Annotated in this window: 17 protein-coding genes and 1 pseudogene; 7 read left to right on the top strand and 11 right to left on the bottom strand. The window is 67.4% G+C overall.

What is annotated here, in order from left to right:
• Positions 1 to 2: 2 nt before the first annotated feature.
• Complete coding sequence (locus J9611_RS10420) at positions 3 to 440, bottom strand: phage tail protein (RefSeq protein WP_211879936.1); 438 nt, start codon at positions 438 to 440, stop codon at positions 3 to 5.
• A gap of 8 nt (positions 441 to 448) precedes the next feature.
• Positions 449 to 880 carry a hypothetical protein gene (locus J9611_RS10415; protein WP_211879934.1) on the bottom strand — a complete coding sequence of 144 codons (432 nt, stop codon included), beginning with the start codon at positions 878 to 880 and terminating at the stop codon, positions 449 to 451.
• Positions 881 to 1,921: 1,041 nt separating this feature from the next.
• Here J9611_RS10415 and J9611_RS10410 point away from each other — a divergent pair.
• A complete protein-coding gene (locus tag J9611_RS10410) occupies positions 1,922 to 2,065 on the top strand; it encodes a hypothetical protein (protein WP_211879932.1) in 144 nt (47 codons plus the stop codon).
• Positions 2,066 to 2,744: 679 nt separating this feature from the next.
• Positions 2,745 to 3,095, top strand: coding sequence for a hypothetical protein (locus J9611_RS10405; RefSeq protein ID WP_211879930.1), 351 nt, complete (start codon positions 2,745 to 2,747; stop codon positions 3,093 to 3,095).
• 299 nt (positions 3,096 to 3,394) lie between these two features.
• On the opposite strand, the gene J9611_RS10400 is transcribed toward J9611_RS10405, so the two are convergent.
• From J9611_RS10400 to J9611_RS10360, 9 genes are all read right to left on the bottom strand, one after another.
• A complete protein-coding gene (locus J9611_RS10400) occupies positions 3,395 to 3,553 on the bottom strand; it encodes a DUF6760 family protein (RefSeq protein WP_211879928.1) in 159 nt (52 codons plus the stop codon).
• Entirely contained in the window at positions 3,550 to 4,014 is a 465-nt protein-coding gene (locus tag J9611_RS10395) for a hypothetical protein (RefSeq protein ID WP_211879926.1), read from the bottom strand. The genes J9611_RS10400 and J9611_RS10395 overlap by 4 nt, the downstream gene beginning before the upstream one ends.
• Positions 4,014 to 4,457 (bottom strand): phage tail protein, encoded by a 444-nt coding sequence (locus J9611_RS10390; RefSeq protein WP_211879924.1) that lies wholly within the window; start codon positions 4,455 to 4,457, stop codon positions 4,014 to 4,016. Before J9611_RS10390 ends, J9611_RS10395 begins: the two co-directional genes overlap by 1 nt.
• Positions 4,458 to 4,481: 24 nt before the next feature.
• A complete protein-coding gene (locus tag J9611_RS10385; protein ID WP_307857072.1) occupies positions 4,482 to 5,969 on the bottom strand; it encodes a phage tail sheath family protein in 1,488 nt (495 codons plus the stop codon).
• 182 nt (positions 5,970 to 6,151) lie between these two features.
• Positions 6,152 to 9,205 (bottom strand): phage tail protein, encoded by a 3,054-nt coding sequence (locus tag J9611_RS10380; protein WP_211879920.1) that lies wholly within the window; start codon positions 9,203 to 9,205, stop codon positions 6,152 to 6,154.
• A gap of 300 nt (positions 9,206 to 9,505) precedes the next feature.
• Positions 9,506 to 10,282: an eCIS core domain-containing protein gene (locus tag J9611_RS10375; protein WP_211879918.1), complete on the bottom strand. Its 777-nt coding sequence runs from the start codon at positions 10,280 to 10,282 to the stop codon at positions 9,506 to 9,508.
• A 116-nt stretch (positions 10,283 to 10,398) separates the two neighbouring features.
• On the bottom strand, positions 10,399 to 12,486 hold the full coding sequence (locus J9611_RS10370) for an ATP-binding protein (protein ID WP_211879916.1): 2,088 nt from the start codon (positions 12,484 to 12,486) through the stop codon (positions 10,399 to 10,401).
• Between the two features lie 27 nt (positions 12,487 to 12,513).
• Positions 12,514 to 13,170 (bottom strand): Pvc16 family protein, encoded by a 657-nt coding sequence (locus tag J9611_RS10365; protein WP_211879914.1) that lies wholly within the window; start codon positions 13,168 to 13,170, stop codon positions 12,514 to 12,516.
• Between the two features lie 179 nt (positions 13,171 to 13,349).
• Entirely contained in the window at positions 13,350 to 13,973 is a 624-nt protein-coding gene (locus J9611_RS10360) for a response regulator transcription factor (RefSeq protein ID WP_211879912.1), read from the bottom strand.
• Between the two features lie 247 nt (positions 13,974 to 14,220).
• Here J9611_RS10360 and J9611_RS10355 point away from each other — a divergent pair, with 247 nt between their 5' ends.
• The 5 genes and pseudogenes from J9611_RS10355 to J9611_RS10335 all read left to right on the top strand — a co-directional run bounded on the left by J9611_RS10355 (position 14,221) and on the right by J9611_RS10335 (position 17,472).
• Positions 14,221 to 15,036, top strand: coding sequence for a COG1470 family protein (locus J9611_RS10355; RefSeq protein WP_211879910.1), 816 nt, complete (start codon positions 14,221 to 14,223; stop codon positions 15,034 to 15,036).
• Between the two features lie 9 nt (positions 15,037 to 15,045).
• The gene (locus J9611_RS10350; RefSeq protein ID WP_211879908.1) at positions 15,046 to 15,363 is read left to right on the top strand and encodes a PAAR domain-containing protein; all 318 of its coding nucleotides are present in this window, start codon (positions 15,046 to 15,048) and stop codon (positions 15,361 to 15,363) included.
• Between the two features lie 192 nt (positions 15,364 to 15,555).
• Complete coding sequence (locus J9611_RS10345) at positions 15,556 to 15,894, top strand: hypothetical protein (RefSeq protein WP_211879907.1); 339 nt, start codon at positions 15,556 to 15,558, stop codon at positions 15,892 to 15,894.
• Between the two features lie 458 nt (positions 15,895 to 16,352).
• Positions 16,353 to 16,712 (top strand): annotated as a pseudogene (locus J9611_RS22735) (hypothetical protein); the annotation flags it as partial.
• A gap of 139 nt (positions 16,713 to 16,851) precedes the next feature.
• The gene (locus J9611_RS10335; RefSeq protein ID WP_211879905.1) at positions 16,852 to 17,472 is read left to right on the top strand and encodes an L-threonylcarbamoyladenylate synthase; all 621 of its coding nucleotides are present in this window, start codon (positions 16,852 to 16,854) and stop codon (positions 17,470 to 17,472) included.
• Positions 17,473 to 17,616 lie beyond the last annotated feature (144 nt).

Genomic DNA, 17,616 nt, shown 5'->3' with positions numbered 1-17,616 from the left:
TCCTACTGTCCCGTTTTCGAGACAAACCCGTGGTGGGCGATCTCCAGCGACTCCATGATGACCTTCGGCTGGTCCGGATTCAGTGACGGACCCTTCCAGCGCACCGGGACGACGTCGTAGAGTTCCCAGCCGGCAATCTTCCTGCCGTTGGCGGTCATGACCTCGATGATGCCGGTGCACCGCGTGTATCCCGTCGCGATGCCGGCAAACCATTTGGCGATCTTTTCTGTGTCCTTCCCCAGGGGCCTGGTCAGGGTGATGTTGGGGTACTTGAGACGCGTGGGCAGCTGCCAGATGAAGGCGTTGTTGCCGCCCTCCTCCCGGGATTCGATCACCACCTCACAGCCCAGCCCTTCGCAGGTGGTGAACGTCCCCAGCTGTATGTTGTCCAGCGACACGGTGTACCGGACACTGACCGCCGTATCCACATCCTCCAGCATGATTTTCCTCAGTTCGCGTCGGTCCGCAGACCGCGGCGCTCGCGGTCCAGCAGCATTTCGGCCTTGATACGGCGGATCAGCGGCCCGGCGAGCCGCTTGGCGAGATCTTCAAGCTGATCGGGAGTCGCCGGTGGTGCGGCGCCCGGAGCCGCCGCTCCCCTGGCTGCCGCTCCCTGCGGCGCTGGTCCGTCCTGCGCTGGTCCGGTTCCGGCGGGAGCAGGTTCCGTGCCGTCCTGAACCGACGGGCCGCCATCGGCCGGCTCCGGGACGGCGGTTGACTGTGCGGGCGGCCCTGGGGCAGCCGCTGAATAATCCGGCGCGGAGATCGCGGCCTCCCGCTGAAGGGCACCATCGGCTTCGGCCCGTTCCGGCGACGCCCCTGCGAGGCTCAGGACAACGGGATGCGCAGCCTCCGGGAAGGACCAGCCGGGCCCGGACACCGCAGGAAACCCTGGGCTCGGTGGGAACCCTGGAAGGGCCGGCCCTGGATCGAATCCTGATCTCGGCACTGCCTGTGCCGGAGTCGATGCGGCGGGCCCCGGCGCGGTGACCGATGATGCACTCCAGCGTTGGAGGCTGCCTGCCCGCGGTCCGCCGGATTGGAGCCCAGGGCCGCTCGGGCCGGAACCCGTTTCAGCCGGCCGCCAGGAACCGGCCACGGCCCTTGGCGCTGCGCCGTCTGCTGACCCTGCCGCCTCCACTGAAAGCGTGCGCTGGATGACCCTTCCGACGGCGGCACTCGATTCCGGTGAGGCGTCCGGGGCCGCGTCGAAGGAGGCGCCGGTTCCCGCCCCGGATGCGGCCTCGGAGCCGGTTCCGGGGCCGACTTCATCGTCGATTCCGACGGGCGTTGCGACTGATCCTGGAGTCGAAATTGGCGCTGGGGCTGCAAGGACTCGAGAGACGTCGGCGTACGCTGCCTGCCCGGCCGTGGCCGCGGCGGGCGCCGGGAAGGACGGCCGCGCCGCCGCCGGCAGCACCGGCATCGCCGTCAGCCGCTGCCAGGTGTCCGGTGTCGTGCCTGCCGTGGCAGTCCGGACAACCCGCAGGACAACCGGACTGACGACTTTGGGGATTGCTGGGGCCAACGGGCCAGCCGCCGAACGGGAGGCTCGCTGGATCTGGAGCGCGGCAGGCGGAATCGACAGGCCGCCGGGTCCCGGATTTTCCCCGCCGCTTTGGCTACTCGCCCTTTGACCGCTGTCCGTCGTACCGCTTAGGGGGGTGCTGCGCCGGGGCCCGGGACCGCCCAGGCCGCCGGCTTGCTCCATCCAGGCAGCACCTGACGCCGCGTCGGCCCAAGCACCGTCCCCGGAGTCTGGTTGAACCGGGCCTGAAGCCGCTATGTTCCTTTGAACGGGAGGGTTTCCCGCCGACGGAGCTTGGCTTGTGGAAGCGGGAAGCACGAGTGAGGGGGACGGTGCGGCTTCTGCGGCGGCCGGCTCAATTGCTGGCTCGGTGTCCGGTCGTGCCGCAAGGGTGTGCCGGGCGTTCTCCGCCCCGGAACCGGCGATCCCGGGATACTCAGGGAGCACCTCGGAGACTTCGCCACCAGGATAGTGGACATCAGGAGCCACGACATCGTGATCGTGGTCGAAATCCTCAACTTCGTGCCGTCCGCTTGAGGCCAGGACGGACCGGGAAACCACCGGCATACCGGGTACGCTGCCTTCGCCGGCGGACCGTGAGGGACGGACCCCACCGGAACCGCCGTGGCCTGGCTGGCCGGCTGGTGCGGCAGGAACAGCAGCCGAGAGCAGCGGGGCCGATCCATCCTCCGAAGGCGGGGAAGGCGTGGCTTCCGCGGGCCCGGTGACAGCCGCATCGAAGGGCTCCTCGATCCCGGCATCCGGGGACGGGGCGGGATCAGGGTGCGGCGGATCCGCCCCCCCCGCGGAAGTGGTCGCCTGACCGTCGGCTGCCTCCTGGGCGGCACCCGCTCCGACGCCCGGAATGGCTCCCGCGTCAGGAAGGACCGTATCGGCGGGAAGGACTGTGTCGACGGGAAGGACTGTGTCGACGGGAAGGACTGTGTCGACGGCGTCACGATCGCCGTCATCAGCCACAGGGACAGTCGCCGGCGGGGCGGCAGATTCGCGGGTTGACGCCCGCTGCACCGGCAAGGGGAAGGGCCCGGGAGAAGTCCAGGGGAAGGGTTCCACTGACGCGGCTGGTTCCGAAAAGGACAGGGGCATGCCGAGCCCCAGCTTTGACGTGGGAGGCACATGCCGGAAGGACGGCGAAGAGGCCGTCGGCCCGGACGATGCCCGCTGCACTGCCGGTGCCGACGGCAGCGGAACATAAGTGGCACCTTCGTCGGAGGTGCTGCCGTCGGTGTGCCTGATCCGGTTCGGCGGGGACGCTTCCGCTGCCGGGGCCGGCCCGGAGGCTTCTGCTGCCGGGGCCGGCGCGGAAACAGCCGGCTCCGGGGACGGTTCCGAAGACTTCAGCGGCGACGCATCGACGTACAGCACCTGGAAAGCGTCCGGCTCCGCCGCGAGCAGGGGGCCGCGGTCCCGGGAGCCGCCGTCCAGAGCGCCGCCGTCGGCCACTGCGCGTTGCGTCGCCGGCACGCCGCCATACCTGTCCGGCGTCGGACGGACCCGGGGCGCCGGAGGCGGCAGCAATGCCATCTCCACCGATGCCGCCGAGTAGCCGCCGTCGCCCGGGACGGGGCCGCCGCCGTCGACGTCGATGACGCCCGGTGGCGCCTGTGCGCTGACCAGGTGGGCCATGGGGCCGGTGAAGGACGGATCGCCCCAGGAGGAGAGCGCACCGGCGAAACGTCCGGGATCCGAGGTCAGCTGAACGCTTCCCATGGTGCGTTGCAGCGGCGGCAGGAAGGCCCAGCCGGCCGGCGGAACCCGGACCTCGACGGCGGAGGTTGCCGGCCCGGGGGGTGCCTGATCCGTCCGGGGCTCGGACGTCCCGCGTTGCCAGGGCCACCGCATGAGTCACCGCTCCTGGGAGAGGCGCGTATTGATTGCCGAGATTTCACGGACATAGCGAAGCCGCTGCCCGTGTTCCAGATCCAGGATGTCGTCGAGGGGCCAGTGGAAGTGATAGGCCACGTAGGACACCTCCTCATAGATCCGGTCCGGCGCGTACGTCATGATTCCCCCAGGCGGCCACCGGCGAGGTCGGCGGTGAAGCGGTGGGAGCATTCTGGGCACGTTACCGCGATCCGGGTATAGCCCTCGGCGTTGATCCGCCGGTAGAAGTCCTGAAGGAAGGCAACGTCGGATGCGAACATGTTTTCCACCACGGCAGAGGTGACAGACCCCAGCGTGCCGAGCGAGGTGATCACCCTGCCGAGCAGGACCACCGTCGTGTAGGCGGCATTCTCCTGGACCCGTGCGTCATAGAGCGGCAGCAGTTCGTCCCGCGCTGTCGCCAGCCGCATGACGCCGGATTTGTGGACCGTCCCGTCCTGGTCGACGTAGCCGCGGGGGAGCTCAAAGTTGAACTCGGTCCGGAGCGGCTGACGCCCGTTCCCGGGCCTCCGGTCGGCCGGAGCGCCGGGGGAATCCGCCTCCGGGTCCGGCAGCACCACCGCGCCATGGGTCCGCTGCATCACGAGATAGTGGCTTCGTCATAGCAGATAACGAATTTCTCCGTGGCCTGCTCCGCGGCGCCGGCCTTCAGGGAATTCAGTTCGACGCTCTTCACCCAGCAATTGACGAAGTTGTAGGTCTTCAGCGTGTCCCCCTTGTAGTCAAGCAGCGCGACGGCGGCAGTCTTGCGCGCCCCGGCGACGTCGCCCGCCATGACTGTCTTGAGCCAGTCAGTTACGGTTTTACTCTCGGTCAGTCCCCTGGTGACCGTCAGCTCCCCCGCTTTCGGCCGGCCGATGAGCTGGCGGACGATATATTTGCCGTCCTTGGTCTGCTGCTTCAGCTCGATCTTGTCGACCTCGGACTTGAGGCCGCTCACTTCGATCACCCTCGGCACTTCAATGCCGTCAATCGTGACCGTGAACGCGTTGGCCGGTGAGTTGTCAAAATTGCCGAGGGCCATGGTCTTGCTCCTTTTGAACTGGGATTACTCGCTCACGAGGCTGGTGCCGCCGGAGAATTGGGACAGCTGGAAAATGACGAACTCGGCCGGCTTCACCGGAGCCACACCTACCTGGCAGACCACCTGGCCGGCGTCGATGCCCTCGGCCGGGTTGGTCTCCGAGTCGCACTTGACGAAGAAAGCCTGCTCGGGTGTGAGCCCGAAGAGGGCCCCCTTGCGCCATTCGTTGGTCAGGAAGGCACTGATGGTGCGGCGGATGCGCGCCCACAGGGCGGGGTCGTTCGGTTCGAAGACCGCCCACTGGGTGCCCTGCAGGATGGACTCCTCCAGGTAGTTGAAGAGGCGGCGGACGTTCAGGTAACGCCATTCGGCGTCGCTGGACATGGTGCGCGCTCCCCAGACGCGGATTCCGCGGCCGGGGAAGGTGCGGATGCAGTTGACGCCGATGGGGTTCAGCAGTTCCTGTTCCGTCTTGGTGATCTGGGTCTGCAGGCTCGTGACGCCACGGATGACCTCGTTGGCGGGCGCCTTGTGGACACCGCGGGTGTCATCGTTGCGGGCCCAGACGCCGGCCATATGGCCCGACGGCGGGATGAACCGGTTCGTTCCGGTGCTGGGGTCGAACGCCTTCACCCACGGCCAGTAGAGGGCGGCGAATTTGGAGTCGTAGCCGCCGCCGTCCATGCGCCAGTTCTTGATCTGCTGGGCGTTGAGGTTGGGCGGCGGGTCGATGATGGCGATGCGGTCCCCCATCAGCTCACAGTGGGCGATGGCGGCGAGCTGGACTGCCTTGACCGTTTCCAGGTCGATCGATCCCTGTTCGTAGGCGGCCATCAGGTCCGGCACCGCGACCATGGTCACCTCGTCGACTGCCTCCAGGCCGCTGAACCCGGTGCGGTCGGCGGCATCGCCGACGTAGTCGTCCACGTTCAGCTCTTCGGTGGTCGGCGGTTCGGGCTCCGGCTCCGGTGCGACGAGCTGGACCGTGCCCTTGTCGGGTTTGACGAGGGCGCCCCCGGTGGCGACTTCCTCGATGGTCACGATCTTCGACTCGGCGCTGACCTTGGTGGCAACGTTGTTGTTGCCGCGCTTGGTGGTGACGTTGTCCCAGACCTCGGGCGGCTTGCCCTCCACCGTGATGACAATCTTGAACTGGTCCTCAGGCGCGTTTTCCCCGCCGGGATCGGCAATTTCCACCGTTACAGGCTTGGGGTTTGCCGCACTGGACTTGGTCGTCAGACGGTATCCGCCGAGTTCCGCCGTCGGGGAGCCCGTCACTGCCTTCGGCTGCTGCTTGGGTTTGTCCTCCCGTGCCCCGTCGGCTCCGATGCGCACCACGTAGCAGTTCCCTCCCCCGTTGAGGAAGTAGCCGTAGACGGCGTGGGCAAGATACGAGCCTGGGACGAAGTCGCCGAAGGTTTCGGAGAACTGGGTCCAGTTGGACACGAGAGTTGGTTCGTTATCCGGGCCCTTGGAGGCAAGCCCGACGAAGGCGGCGACTGCTGTGCCCACCCCCTCGATTGGACGAGTGCCCGCTTCGACCTCGTTTACGTACACACCTGGCGAAAGATAGCTTGGCATTTTGTCTCCTCGTTGAACCCAAAACGTGGTTCAAGGGTCCCGCGGGGAGCAGTCGGCGTCACGGCTATCTGGATGCGCTGACGGGAAGGATGGGGTGCACGAAGGGGCACGAGTTACTTTCGCTTCAGGTTACGGAGCACTCCATACTTCGCGAAGATCTTTTCAGCAATGAGCATCTGCTGCTCGGCTGCGTTCGTGATCGCCCCGGCGTTCGGTTTCATGGATTCGGACAATCCGCGCTCCTTGCGACCCGGACCGTTTTTCGCATGGTCACGCTCTACGGCGGCGATAGTGCGCTTGATGGCACCTTTGGCCAGAAGTGCGTAGGCGCGCTGCATACTGTATGCGTCCTGGCCTGCACCTACGCCGGATCTTGCACGTCCCTTCACGGATTTCGACAAGGTCAAGTCGCCTGAGACCTCGCTGGGCTGGAGCCGTTTGAAGTCCTTCTGCTCCCGGGCGCCGCGCCAAAGGAGAATCGTGGTCATGCTGTCGTATTCCGCGACTGACGACTCAGGAAAGCCTTGAGACATCAGCACTGCGCTGACGTAGCCATCGGGAATGACGTGCTCCGACCACAGATACGCTCCTCGAGCGGGCTGCGAGCTGTGCGGCGCTATGTTTCCAACCAGTGTGGCTGCCTTTTTCTCGTCTGCGGGAAGGTTCGTGCCATGCGTGGTTTCCGGGTTGACCCGGCCGTGAATGGCCCACTTGTCACCTTGGGTGGTTGGCTCGAGGACTTCCATCCGGTAACGAAGCCTGATGACTCCGAGTAAGGGAATTAGCAGACGCTCGCCGAACGTTTTCCCGGCCAATCTGTTCGCGGCCTTGACTCCAGCCGCCACGCCCTTGTCGAGCCGCGACTGCTTCTCCTTCTCGATCTGCTCGGGCGTCTTCTCCTTGATCCCGAGCTTCTTTTTCGCCTTGCCCAGCAATTCCTTGCCTTTAGCCTTGAGTTTGCCGCCCACCTTCTTGGCGAAGCTCATGAACTTCTTGCCATACTTGATCGCCTTGGTGACCACCCAGTCCACAACAGCATTTATCGGCTTTTGCAGGGTCTCGAGGATCTTCTTGATCTTGCCGGAAATGCCCCCGAGCCCGAGCAGCGAGGCCAGGAATCCGATCAATACCGGCAACATCCTGGCAAGCGTCTTCTCGATGTAGCCCGCCACTGCACCCACCCCGCCAGCTGCAATGGATTCCACGGAGTCGAGGACGGAGTCGACAAATGCCTTGATCTGCTCGGCTTTCTCCACGAAAAACCTGACGACGTCGTAGATCATCTTGCAGGCTTTGACGAATGCCGAGGCGGGGTTGAGCAGGGAAATCAGCCATACGATGCCCGCTTTGATGATCTCTATGGAGACCATTTCTTTGATCTGGCTCATCACCATCTCTTTGATGTCCCCGACCTTTTTAACGACCCACTTCCACAATCCGCCGATGCCTTCAGTGATCAGAATCCTGATCACCTCAAAGCCTTTCTCCAGCTTACCCATGACGGGCTCGCCGATTTTGGCAACGATCCGTGCCCGGATGTTTGCCCATGTCATCCCGAAGATGGACATCAGAAGCTGGACGATGCCCTTGAGGTCAAACTTCTCCGGCAGTTCAATCCCCCCTTCGGACAGAGCACCCAGGAGCCACCCCTGCAGGCCCTTCTTGAGGTGTTCGACGATGTTTTCGCCAAACTTCACAATCCCGCCTTTGACGGCATTGACGAAGTTACCGAGGAAACCGATGGGATCCTTGATGATCTTTCCGACGGCGTTGGCTGCCCGGGCAAGGACGGTCAGCAGCATGTCCTTGAGCTGCAGGACTGTCTTGATCGCCCCGCCGACGGCGTCCTTTGCCTTGTCCCACCACCCCTTGTTCTCGTCCTGCATGACCGTGACCTCTTCGTCGACGGCTGTCCGGGATTCGATGTACTTCGCCGCGAGGTCCTCAACCAGGGCGTCCTTTTTAGAGTCGACGTCGTTTTCCAGTTGGTCGAACTGGTCGGCAAACTGCGATGCCGCCGCCTGCGCGACCTTCTGCAGGTTCTTCGGCTTGGAATCCACGTAGGCCTTGATCTCGGCACGGCCCTTCGCGATCCGGTCTTTGGCTGCGGTGAGCTGGGCGCCGATCGTGTCCGCAACACGGCCGATCAATGCGGCCATGTCGCTCTCATATTTCAGCCGGGCGGCGGCGTACTCCTGGTCTGCTTCCTTGGGCAGGTTGAAGATCTTGTCCTTGGCCCAGAGCAAGTCACCGCCCAGCCCCGAGTAGCGGCGGTTCTTGTAGTCGGCTATCCGCTTTTTCACGTCGGCGGTGAAGGCGTCGTGCACATTCTTTTCGCCTTCGGAGAACTCCTTGGAAACGGTCCCGTCAAGGGCCCCCAGAATGGCAATGACATCTTTCTTGGTTGCATCGAAGATGGCTTTGACCTCGCCTGCCACCTTCGCGCGTTCTGCCTCGTCCTTGGACTTCGCCGCACCCTTGCCGGCGGCGGCTTTGCCCAGCGCGCCCTGCTTCGCGGAGAGCATCCCTCCAAGCCCGGCGGCACCAGCGCCCTGCGCCGCCTGCTTGGCCGAACCGAGCTGGGCGGCTTCCTTTTCCCTGAAGGCCGCGGGTGCTGACGCTGAGTGCTCTTCACCTTGTTTCTTTGCCGCCAGGGCCCCGACGAAGGCCGGCTCATTGGAGCTGGCCAACTGCTGTTCCGAGACGTCCGCCTCGGCCATCGCCGCCTCGGTGTCGCGCTTGCCGCCACTGAGGTCCGTCTGGGCGGCAGGAGCCGGAGCCGGCATGCCCGCCGCAGCATCAACGCGGGCAGACGCAGGCTGGGGCTCGGGAGCCAGGGGCGTCACCGGCTTGTCCACGGCCTTCGATTGGTCCGGCACGGAGGCCGTTTTGTCGGCAATGTCCTTCGCGGAGGCCGCCTTACCATCGGTGACCTTACCGGCCACCTGGTTCTTGATCGCTTCCGCTTTCCCCGAGTTGCCGAACCCCTCCGCCTCTTCCAGGGTCTTGGGCGCCTGGGCGGCGATTGCGGCCTTTACGGCAGCAATGAAGCCGGCCTTGTCGAAGCCGGCGGGTTTGGCCCCGGCCATCGTTGCGGCCTGGGCTTCCTTGGCCTGGGCTTCCTTGTCCCCCGCCGGCGGCACCGCGGCATTCTTGGCCTTTTCCACTTCGGCCCGGGGTGAAGGATGCTGGCGGAGTGCCTTGCCCTGCGACGCGACCTTAGTGGTGACGGCAAGGAAACGCGGATCACTGCTGGGGGCCAGGCCTGTGGGCCTGACCGGGCCAGGACTCTCGGCCAGCCGTTGGACGTAAGCTGCCACGGCGGCGTTACCGGCGTTGCGCTGCATCATCTGGAGCACGGCGGGTGACCCTCGCGCCTGGCGCGAGGCCGTCTGCCCGGCGCGTTGCGCCGGAACCTTGCCGGGCCCGCCCTGGAAGGTCGTCGCCATGAACCGCACCGGCCGGGATCAGCCCGGCTCTTCCTCTTCCGCCTCGTCCCGCTGGACAGCGCCGTCCGCGATGAAGGAACCCTGCGCCGTTTCCTTCTCCTCTTCCTCCTCCGCGCGCTGGACCGGGGCGCGCTCCACAAAAGTCCCCTGGGCGGTGTCCTCGTCGGCGTCGCGCTGGACGACGGCGGCGCCGGCCGCGAAGCGCTGCGCCGGAGCGCCGGGTGCGGACATGGCCCGCTCCGCCGTCGCCGCGGCCTCGCGTTCGAACCGGTCGGACGGATCGCTGACCCGCACGCCGGTTCCCGTCGCGGTCCCGTCCACCGGGCCGCTCCGCTGCTGGACCACATGGGTGAGTTCGTGCGCGAGCATCGTCCGGCCGCCGTCCGAGCCGGGGTCGTACTTGTCCCGCTGGAAGACGATGTTCGAGCCGACCGTGTAGGCATGCGCGTTCACGGAGGCCGCGGAGTTGTGCGCCGCTTCCCCCGTGTGGACGCGGACGTCCGAGAAGCTGTGGCCCAGCCGGTCCTCCATGTCGGCGCGCACCGGCTCCTCGAGCGGCTGCCCGCCTCCGGAGGAGACGACGTCGAGCACGGGTGAGCGTTCCTCCTCCGCCAGGCCACGGAGACCACTGTTGCCCACCGCGCGCTGCAGCGCCAGCATCCCGCGGGATCCGACGACGTCGGTCCGGCCGGCTGCGGCCGCCCGCCCCAGCACCGCAGGGTCGGCGGCTTCGGCCCTGGCCGGTTTGGTCCGCAAGCTCTCGACGTCGGACTGGTCATGGTCGTGGCTGTGCATGGTGCACCCCTTTCATCAGACCTACACCGACGATGCGCCCCGCAATGCCGCCCCACAAGCGCCGCCCCGGCGTCCAAGCGGGCAGCCGCGCCTGCCCGAACGGGCAGCGGGCCGGCTTACCTGTCGGACCTCCGCGGCGTGGCAAGCATTCCCCAGTACGGTCCGAACTCGCTCTCCAGTGTCAGCCGTCCCAGCTTGCGGTACTCGCGCTGCACGGCGGTGACCAGGTGCGCCATGGTCACCGTCCCCCCGTCGTCCGCCGCAAGATACGCGCCGGTCACGGCGGCGGAACGGATGGCACCGCCGGCCAGCTCGAAGGCCTGCCCCAGGAAGGCCAGATCGATGTCCGGTGCGCGTTGCAGCGTCCGTCCAAGGCACCGGTCCCACAGCACGCTGCGGTGCGCGGCATCAGGCAGCGGGAAGTCCACGACGACGTCCAGCCGGCGGGTGAACGCCTCGTCGATGTTGGCCCGCAGGTTCGTCGCGAGGATGGCGAGGCCGTCGAAGGTCTCCATCCGCTGCAGCAGGTAGGCGCTTTCAATGTTGGCGTAGCGGTCGTGGGCGTCCTTGACCTCGGAGCGGCGCCCGAAGACGGCGTCGGCCTCGTCAAAGAGCAGCACGCCGTTGACGCCGGCCGCCGCCGTGAAGATCCGTTCGAGGTTCTTCTCCGTTTCGCCCACGTATTTGTCGACGACGGTGGCCAGGTCCACCACGTAAAGGTCCAGTCCCAGCTCCCGGGCCACCACTTCCGCGGACATCGTCTTGCCGGTTCCCGAATCCCCCGCGAACAGGGCCGCCACGCCGTGCCCGCGGCCGGCTCCGGGCCGCATGGCCCAGTCCCCGAGGACCTTCTCCCGGTGCCTGGCCCGCAACGCCACCTCCTGCAGGGCCAGCAGCACGGCATCGGGAAGGACCAGGTCATCCCAGCCCACCACCGGTTCCACCCGGCGGGCCAGGCGGTCAAGCGCCGAACCGTTTTCGGCGCGCGCCCCGGCGCCGAGATGCGACGCGGTGATGCGGCCGTCGGCGGTCAGGGTGGCCTGCACCTGCGCGGATCCGGCGGCCCGGGCAACCTGCTCCGGGCGCAGCCGGAAGGCCGAGGTCGCTGCCTGGACGTCCACCCCGTTGAGCGGTCCAAGCGCTTCCCGCCACAGGGAGGACCGTTCGGCTGTTGTGCTGACGGGGACCTCCACCAGCAGCGGCGCACGGGTGGCCCATGCCGGATCCCAACTGGCATCCCCGATGAGCAGCACGGGCTGCGGTTCGGCATGCAGTGCCTCCAGCACCGCGGGGCGGTCCGCCACGGCGGCGAGGGGGCCTGCCACCAGTCCCGCGCTCCGGAGCCTGGCTTCCCGCACGGCGAGTTCCACGAGCTGGAGCGGTTCACGCTCGGCGGCCAGGCGGGTCAGGTCGAGAAGCACAGCTTCGCAGCCCCGGGACCGCAGTGCACCCATGGCCAGCACACGGCCTGACCCCGTGGCAGGCTCCCGCAGATAGGCCAGCAGGACCCCCGCGCCGAGTGCCCGGGCCAGCGGTGCGGCGTCTCCCCAGCTGACGGCCGGAGGCTCGGCCAGGACGGCCTGGAGGGCCGGCTCCGGCGTATCGTCGCCGAGAAGGTGCCCGACGACGCGGTCCGGCACCCGCAGTGCGCGTCCGGGCAGCGGGCGGTCGGGATCCTCAACGACCAGCAGGCCGCCCGTAATCAGCGGGCCGGACAGCAGCCGTGCCCTGCCGTCCGCCGCGGACAGGGGCGTGCCGCAGAGCGCCAGCGCGACGGCCGCCGAGGGACGGTGCCGGGTGACGTCGTCGTTCAGGTAGCCGAAGAGCTGTTCGAAGCGCGGGTCCAGGTCGGCCGCGAGCGCCACCAGCAGCAGATCGATGTCGAGGGGCAAAAGCCTGAAGGCGGAGGCCAGCTCCCGGAGCCGAAGCCGGTGCCCATCGGCCTGGGCCGCGTCCGCGAGCTGTTCGCAGTGCAGCTGGCGCGGCGAGGTCCCGCCGGGGTCCGCTTCGGGCCCGTCCCCGTCGGGGGACGGGGACGCTTCCCCGAGCAGACGGTCGACGGCCTCGTCACTGAGGTACAGCCCACGGAACGGGTCATCAGGCTGCGGATCTTCGGCCCGTCGGGCCGCCACCAGGAGACGGATGCGCTCCTCCACCACTCCGACGCGGCCAAGCAGGTGCGCGAGGCTGGGGTTCCCCGTCACCCCGTCATCCTTGCTGTCATCGAACAGTCACCGGGGCCGCCGACGGCGCGGGCCACGGACCGAGGCTGGCGGAGCGGTGTGCTGGCGGCGGCCCAGGTCGGCGCCGCCACCGATGAGATCGGACATGTCCACCTGGGTGCCCTTGGATGCCGGCGGGCCGGCCTGGTAAACAATTCCGGTGTCGACCGGAGCGATGACCACGATGTCGAGCGACGGCTTGAGTTCCCCTCCCAGGGCGGACCACACATCGGCGAACGCACGGTCCTCGGGCGGGGGAAGCCCCACCGTCAGGGGCACCACGAGGCCGGTCTCGGCGAGCGGCCCGACCACCAGGTCATCCGGCAGTGCGTCATGTTTAAGGAAGCAGCGCAGCAACTGGTCAAGCAGGCGGTGCTCGTCTTCCGGGCGCTGGGTCCACGCCGTGACGAGGTACGACAGCTTGAAATGGCGCGGAGCGGGCCGGCGTGTCCGGACGTACCCGTCATCTCCGCGCTGCTCGGACAGCCCGCGTTCCCTCCGCCGGACGTCCTCACGGATGTCATAAAGGTACAGGTTGACGGTGGGGGCGTTGCGCCGGGCGGCCCAGTCCTTGGTGGGCGCGTCGAAGACCACGTCCACCTCGGAGCCGCCCAGCGCTTCGTTCCTGACCAGAATGCGCAAGGCGTCGTCGATCTGTGCTATCACGCTTATCCCCTCCCAATGAGGTTGGGCCCATCCTGGCCGTTGCACCGGTCTCCCCCGCGCCGTCGGGCCCGCGGCGGGCCCCACGGCACATACAGTCCACAGTGGTGCCCGGTGGCGCCGTCGGGCAGCCGGGGCGGGCACACGTTCGGGAAGCGGATCCGGACTCTTGGGGCAACGGCCTAAATCAACCCCTCCCGCAGTGCATAAGCAACGGCGTGGGAGCGGTTGCGGAGCTGGAGACGTGTCGTGACATCGTGGACGACGTTTTTCACCGTCCGCTCCGAGTACGCCAGCTGGTGCGCGATCTCGGACGTGTCCAGCCCGTCCGCCAGCAGCCGCAAAACCTCCACCTCGCGCGGGGCCAGACCGGTGAACATGATTCCGCGCGGACCCAGGACGTGCCGCTGCAGTTTGCCGACCTGGTCCAGGAGGCGTCCGAGCAGATCCGGAGGGACGCTGCCTTCACCGGAAGCGGCGGCGATGATGACAGCTACCAGGCGGTCGGGTGTCGCTTCGCTGCGACGGACCAGGCCGACGACGCCGGTTTCAACAGCCTTGACCAGGTCGCCGTCGTCGAGATGGCCCGCCACGAGGACGGCGCGGGACAAGCCGCGCCGCTGCACGATGCGGAGCAGCGTCAGCGCGTCTTCGTCCACCGAGTCCGTAACGACGACGACGACCCGCGCCTGCTCGGCGTCGGCCGCCCTGACCACGCGGACTTCAGGGCGCGCCCGCAACTCGCTGGCGACGCCGGCCTCGGAAATCGGGTCACGGGCGTGGACCCGGACAGTTATTGGTTCCATGAATCCTCCAATCTAGGCTTCGGGACTCACCTGGAGGGCGGCACGGGTCTGCCGTGTCTGCTGTCCCGCTGCGACGAACATAGCGGACGGTGCTCTTCGTGCAGTCAACACAGGCTCAACGGGCAGCAGCGGTGCCCGGAAGTCCGGCCGCGCGGCGTGCTGCGCCCCTGCGTGTCCGCCCTAGCCTCGGAGTAACGACGAGCGCCGTGCGTCCGTGGACGCGGCGCAGTTCCGCGAGGAGGGGGCCATGAGCACCACTGCAACGCTGGACTCGCGCGTCGTCAGCCTCGAGGCCGGCGCCGAGGCGTCCGTCCCGCTGCATATCCGCAACGACGGCGAAATCGTCGAGGAGTACAGGCTCCGGGTGGTGGGCCCGGGCGGCTCATGGACGGAAGTCGTGCCTGGATTCGTGTCGCTCTATCCGGGACAGGACGCCACCGCCTCGGTGGAGTTCCGGCCCCCGCGGTCCGCCGCCGTCCCGGCCGGGGAGTTCCCCTACGGGGTTCAGGTGCTCCCGACCGAACATCCGGAAGACGCGGTAGTTCCCGAAGGCGTTCTCCATCTTCTGCCGTTCTACGCGACGACGGCTGAGCTGATGCCCCGGACGTCGCGGGGACCGCTCGGCGCCTATCATCGGGTGGCCGTGGACAACCGCGGAAATGTGCCCATCACCGTGACCTTCACGGGTTCCGATCCGGGCGAACTGCTGGACATATCCTCACGGGAGCCGGCACTTACAGTGGAGCGGGGAACCGTACAATTTGCCCGTGTACGGGTGCGCGCGCTCAGAACGATCTGGCACGGCAGTTCCGCGACGCACCCGTTCGAGGTGGTTGCCCAACCGATGGACGGACCTCCTGTGGTGTTGGATGGAACCCACCTGCAGCAGCCTGTACTGCCGTCATGGATCTTCAAGGCCGTCCTCCTCCTTGTGCTTTTCGCCCTCGCCCTGGCGGCCGTTTGGTTCCTGGTGCTCAGGCCTGCAGCGGGATCCACGGCCCAGGCGGGGCTGCAGGAGTCCGCAGCCCAAGCCAGCAGCGTCCCCGCACTGCCCCGGCCGTAGGCGCCCCAGATGCCTGCCGGGCCTGCCCTTCGTGCCGGAGACACAGCGCTGTGCCCGCTGTTCGACGGCCCCAAACCGCATGGCGGCGGGCCCGTCACCCCGGCTGCAGCCGTGGTGACGGTTCTCATCGGCGGGATGCCGGCCGCAGTTGCCAATTCCATGCCCGGTGGCATCGTCTGCGTCTCGCCTGCACCGAACGGAATCGCAAGCGGCAGCCTGACCGTGATGGTCGGCGGTTTTCCTGCCGCCCGGGTGGGTGACCTGAGCCTCCACGGAACACCCATTGCCCCGGGCCCGGGATGCCCCACCGTCATCATCGGCGGATGACTGACTGTCGGCAATCCGGCGCGCCGGAGCTACATATCAGCTGAAGTCCGGTCTTACCTCCGGTGGGGATTGTCCCTCCCTTCCGGCGTTCCACCGGGCGCTCATGGCTGCGGAGCGGAGGCGGACAGGGACGCGCATGGCGACTCAGTCGGCGACTGGATCGCCCCTGGTGTCACTGTCGGCGTCGGCGTCGTGCCTGGGGAGGTACACGACTCCGCCTGCAGTTCGGCGGGAGACACGCAGGCCGACGGCGTCGCGGCCGGTCCCGCCGGCGACGCGCTGGCCGAGGCACACGCCACGCAGGCCGACGGCGTCGAGGCCGGTCCCGCCGGCGACGCACTGGCCGAGGCACACGCCACGCAGGCCGACGGCGTCGAGGCCGGTCCCGCCGGCGACGCACTGGCCGAGGCACACGCCGGCCTCGGCGGCTCGGAAGGCCCGCTGGGTGATGCAGTGGACGGAGTGGGCGTCAAGGTGGGCGCCGCACTGGATGGAGTGGGCGTCATGGTTGGCGCCGGGCTGGACGCCTGAGGCCCCCCGGCGGCCGCCGCGCTGGATTCCTGAGGCGCCACGGTAGGCGCCGGGCTGGACGCCTGAGGCCCCCCGGCGGGCGCCGCGCTGGACGCCTGAGGCGCCACGATAGGCGCGCTTGCCGGAGCCGACGGAATACGGGAACTCTCCGGCAGCAGCCCGACAGGTGATCCGCAGGCCGCAACCCCGAGTTGGAGCAGGAGGACCACACCAATGCAAGCAGTGCCTCGACGAGTAACCATATTGCGTCCTGCTCCGCTCGAAAACGGTCCGTCAGATGCGATTCCTGGACAGTCCCGGCCCGACCCACTACGAATCCAGCGTGAGGGCCTCGCCCGACTGGAGCACGTCGCGTTGGGGCAGACTTTGGGACTGTCCTTGGGGCAGAGGACTGTGGAGTTACCCTGATATATACCCCGACGTCAGCTCGACGGCAAGCATCACTTCACGCCAACCATTTGAGTCCGCGGGACCGGGACCGTGGTGGACGCCATTCCGCCACGACCACCGCCCTCGGCCAGGAAATCAACGGGGGCGCCCGGCCCGACGTCGTCATCGGCATCACCGCGGCGCTGGAGGGCCTGGGCAGGGCCAGCGTCATCGCCGAGCGGATCAACGAACGGGCCACGGTCGTCGACACCGGCTTCACCGCACTGGCACTTCTCGACGGGCGTGCCGACCTCGCACTCCAGCAGATGAGCGAACTCCTGCTTGTCCCGGAGGCCAAGATCGCGGGTCCGCTTCCGGAAGCCGTCCAGCACTACACTGCATTCTCCGCAGCTACGGCCTCCGCGGCGGGCAGCGACGGAGATGCAGCCCCGCTGCTCAAGTTCCTGGGCGGTGAACAAGCGCGGGCTGCCTACACGGCCGCCGGACTGCAGCCCTCCTACGCTTACGGGTCCCCCGGGCGCCCGCCAGCCGACGGCGGTCAGACCGCCGTCGGCGTAAGCTCGTGCCATGGCGAGATACTTCGATGTGCACCCGGACAATCCCCAAGCGCGCTCCATCCAGCAGGTGGTGGAAATTGTGCGTTCAGGCGGCCTGATCGCCTATCCCACCGACTCCTGTTACGCCCTCGGTGCGCAGCCGGGCAACAAGGACGCCCTGGACCGGATCCGCACCATCCGTCACCTTGACGACAAGCACCACTTCACGCTGGTCTGCAAGGACTTCGCGCAGCTGGGGCAGTTCGTGCAGATCGACAATGATGTGTTCCGCAGCATCAAGGCGGTGACCCCTGGCAGCTACACCTTCATCCTGCCGGCCACCAAGGAAGTGCCGCGCCGGCTGCTGCACCCGAAGAAGAAGACGGTCGGCGTCCGCATTCCGGACAACCACGTGGTGCAGGCGCTGCTTGCCGAACTGGGCGAACCGCTGCTGTCCAGCACGCTGCTGTTGCCGGACGAGGAAGAGCCGCTCACTCAGGGCTGGGAAATCAAGGAACGGCTTGACCACGTGGTGGACGCCGTGATTGATTCCGGCGACTGCGGAGCGGAGCCGACGACCGTCATCGACTTTTCCAGCGGCGTCGCCGAGGTCGTCCGTCGCGGAATGGGCGACCCCTCCCGGTTCGAATAGGGCCCGCTGCCGGTTCGGCTGCGCGCTCCTAGGACTGCGCTGAACAATTTGGGTGGTTTAAGGCGCGCCTGCTGGACTTCGCGCAGTGGTCCTTAAGACTGGGTGTATGCAAGGAATTGAGGCGGCCCAGCGCGGATATTTGGA

The organism is Pseudarthrobacter albicanus, from assembly GCF_018224015.1.
Lineage (GTDB): Bacteria > Actinomycetota > Actinomycetes > Actinomycetales > Micrococcaceae > Arthrobacter > Arthrobacter albicanus.
Note: the sequence above shows the minus strand (reverse complement) of the source record. Positions and strands in the feature narration are given on the sequence as shown.

Bases quoted from the DNA above. Each gene is read 5' to 3' on its own strand.
- J9611_RS10420 (WP_211879936.1), bottom strand. From the start codon at position 440: ATGCTGGAGGATGTGGATACGGCGGTCAGTGTCCGGTACACCGTGTCG.
- J9611_RS10400 (WP_211879928.1), bottom strand. From the start codon at position 3,553: ATGACGTACGCGCCGGACCGGATCTATGAGGAGGTGTCCTACGTGGCC.
- J9611_RS10395 (WP_211879926.1), bottom strand. From the start codon at position 4,014: ATGCAGCGGACCCATGGCGCGGTGGTGCTGCCGGACCCGGAGGCGGAT.
- J9611_RS10390 (WP_211879924.1), bottom strand. From the start codon at position 4,457: ATGGCCCTCGGCAATTTTGACAACTCACCGGCCAACGCGTTCACGGTC.
- J9611_RS10375 (WP_211879918.1), bottom strand. From the start codon at position 10,282: ATGCACAGCCACGACCATGACCAGTCCGACGTCGAGAGCTTGCGGACC.
- J9611_RS10360 (WP_211879912.1), bottom strand. From the start codon at position 13,973: ATGGAACCAATAACTGTCCGGGTCCACGCCCGTGACCCGATTTCCGAG.
- J9611_RS10355 (WP_211879910.1), top strand. From the start codon at position 14,221: ATGAGCACCACTGCAACGCTGGACTCGCGCGTCGTCAGCCTCGAGGCC.
- J9611_RS10350 (WP_211879908.1), top strand. From the start codon at position 15,046: ATGCCTGCCGGGCCTGCCCTTCGTGCCGGAGACACAGCGCTGTGCCCG.
- J9611_RS10335 (WP_211879905.1), top strand. From the start codon at position 16,852: ATGGCGAGATACTTCGATGTGCACCCGGACAATCCCCAAGCGCGCTCC.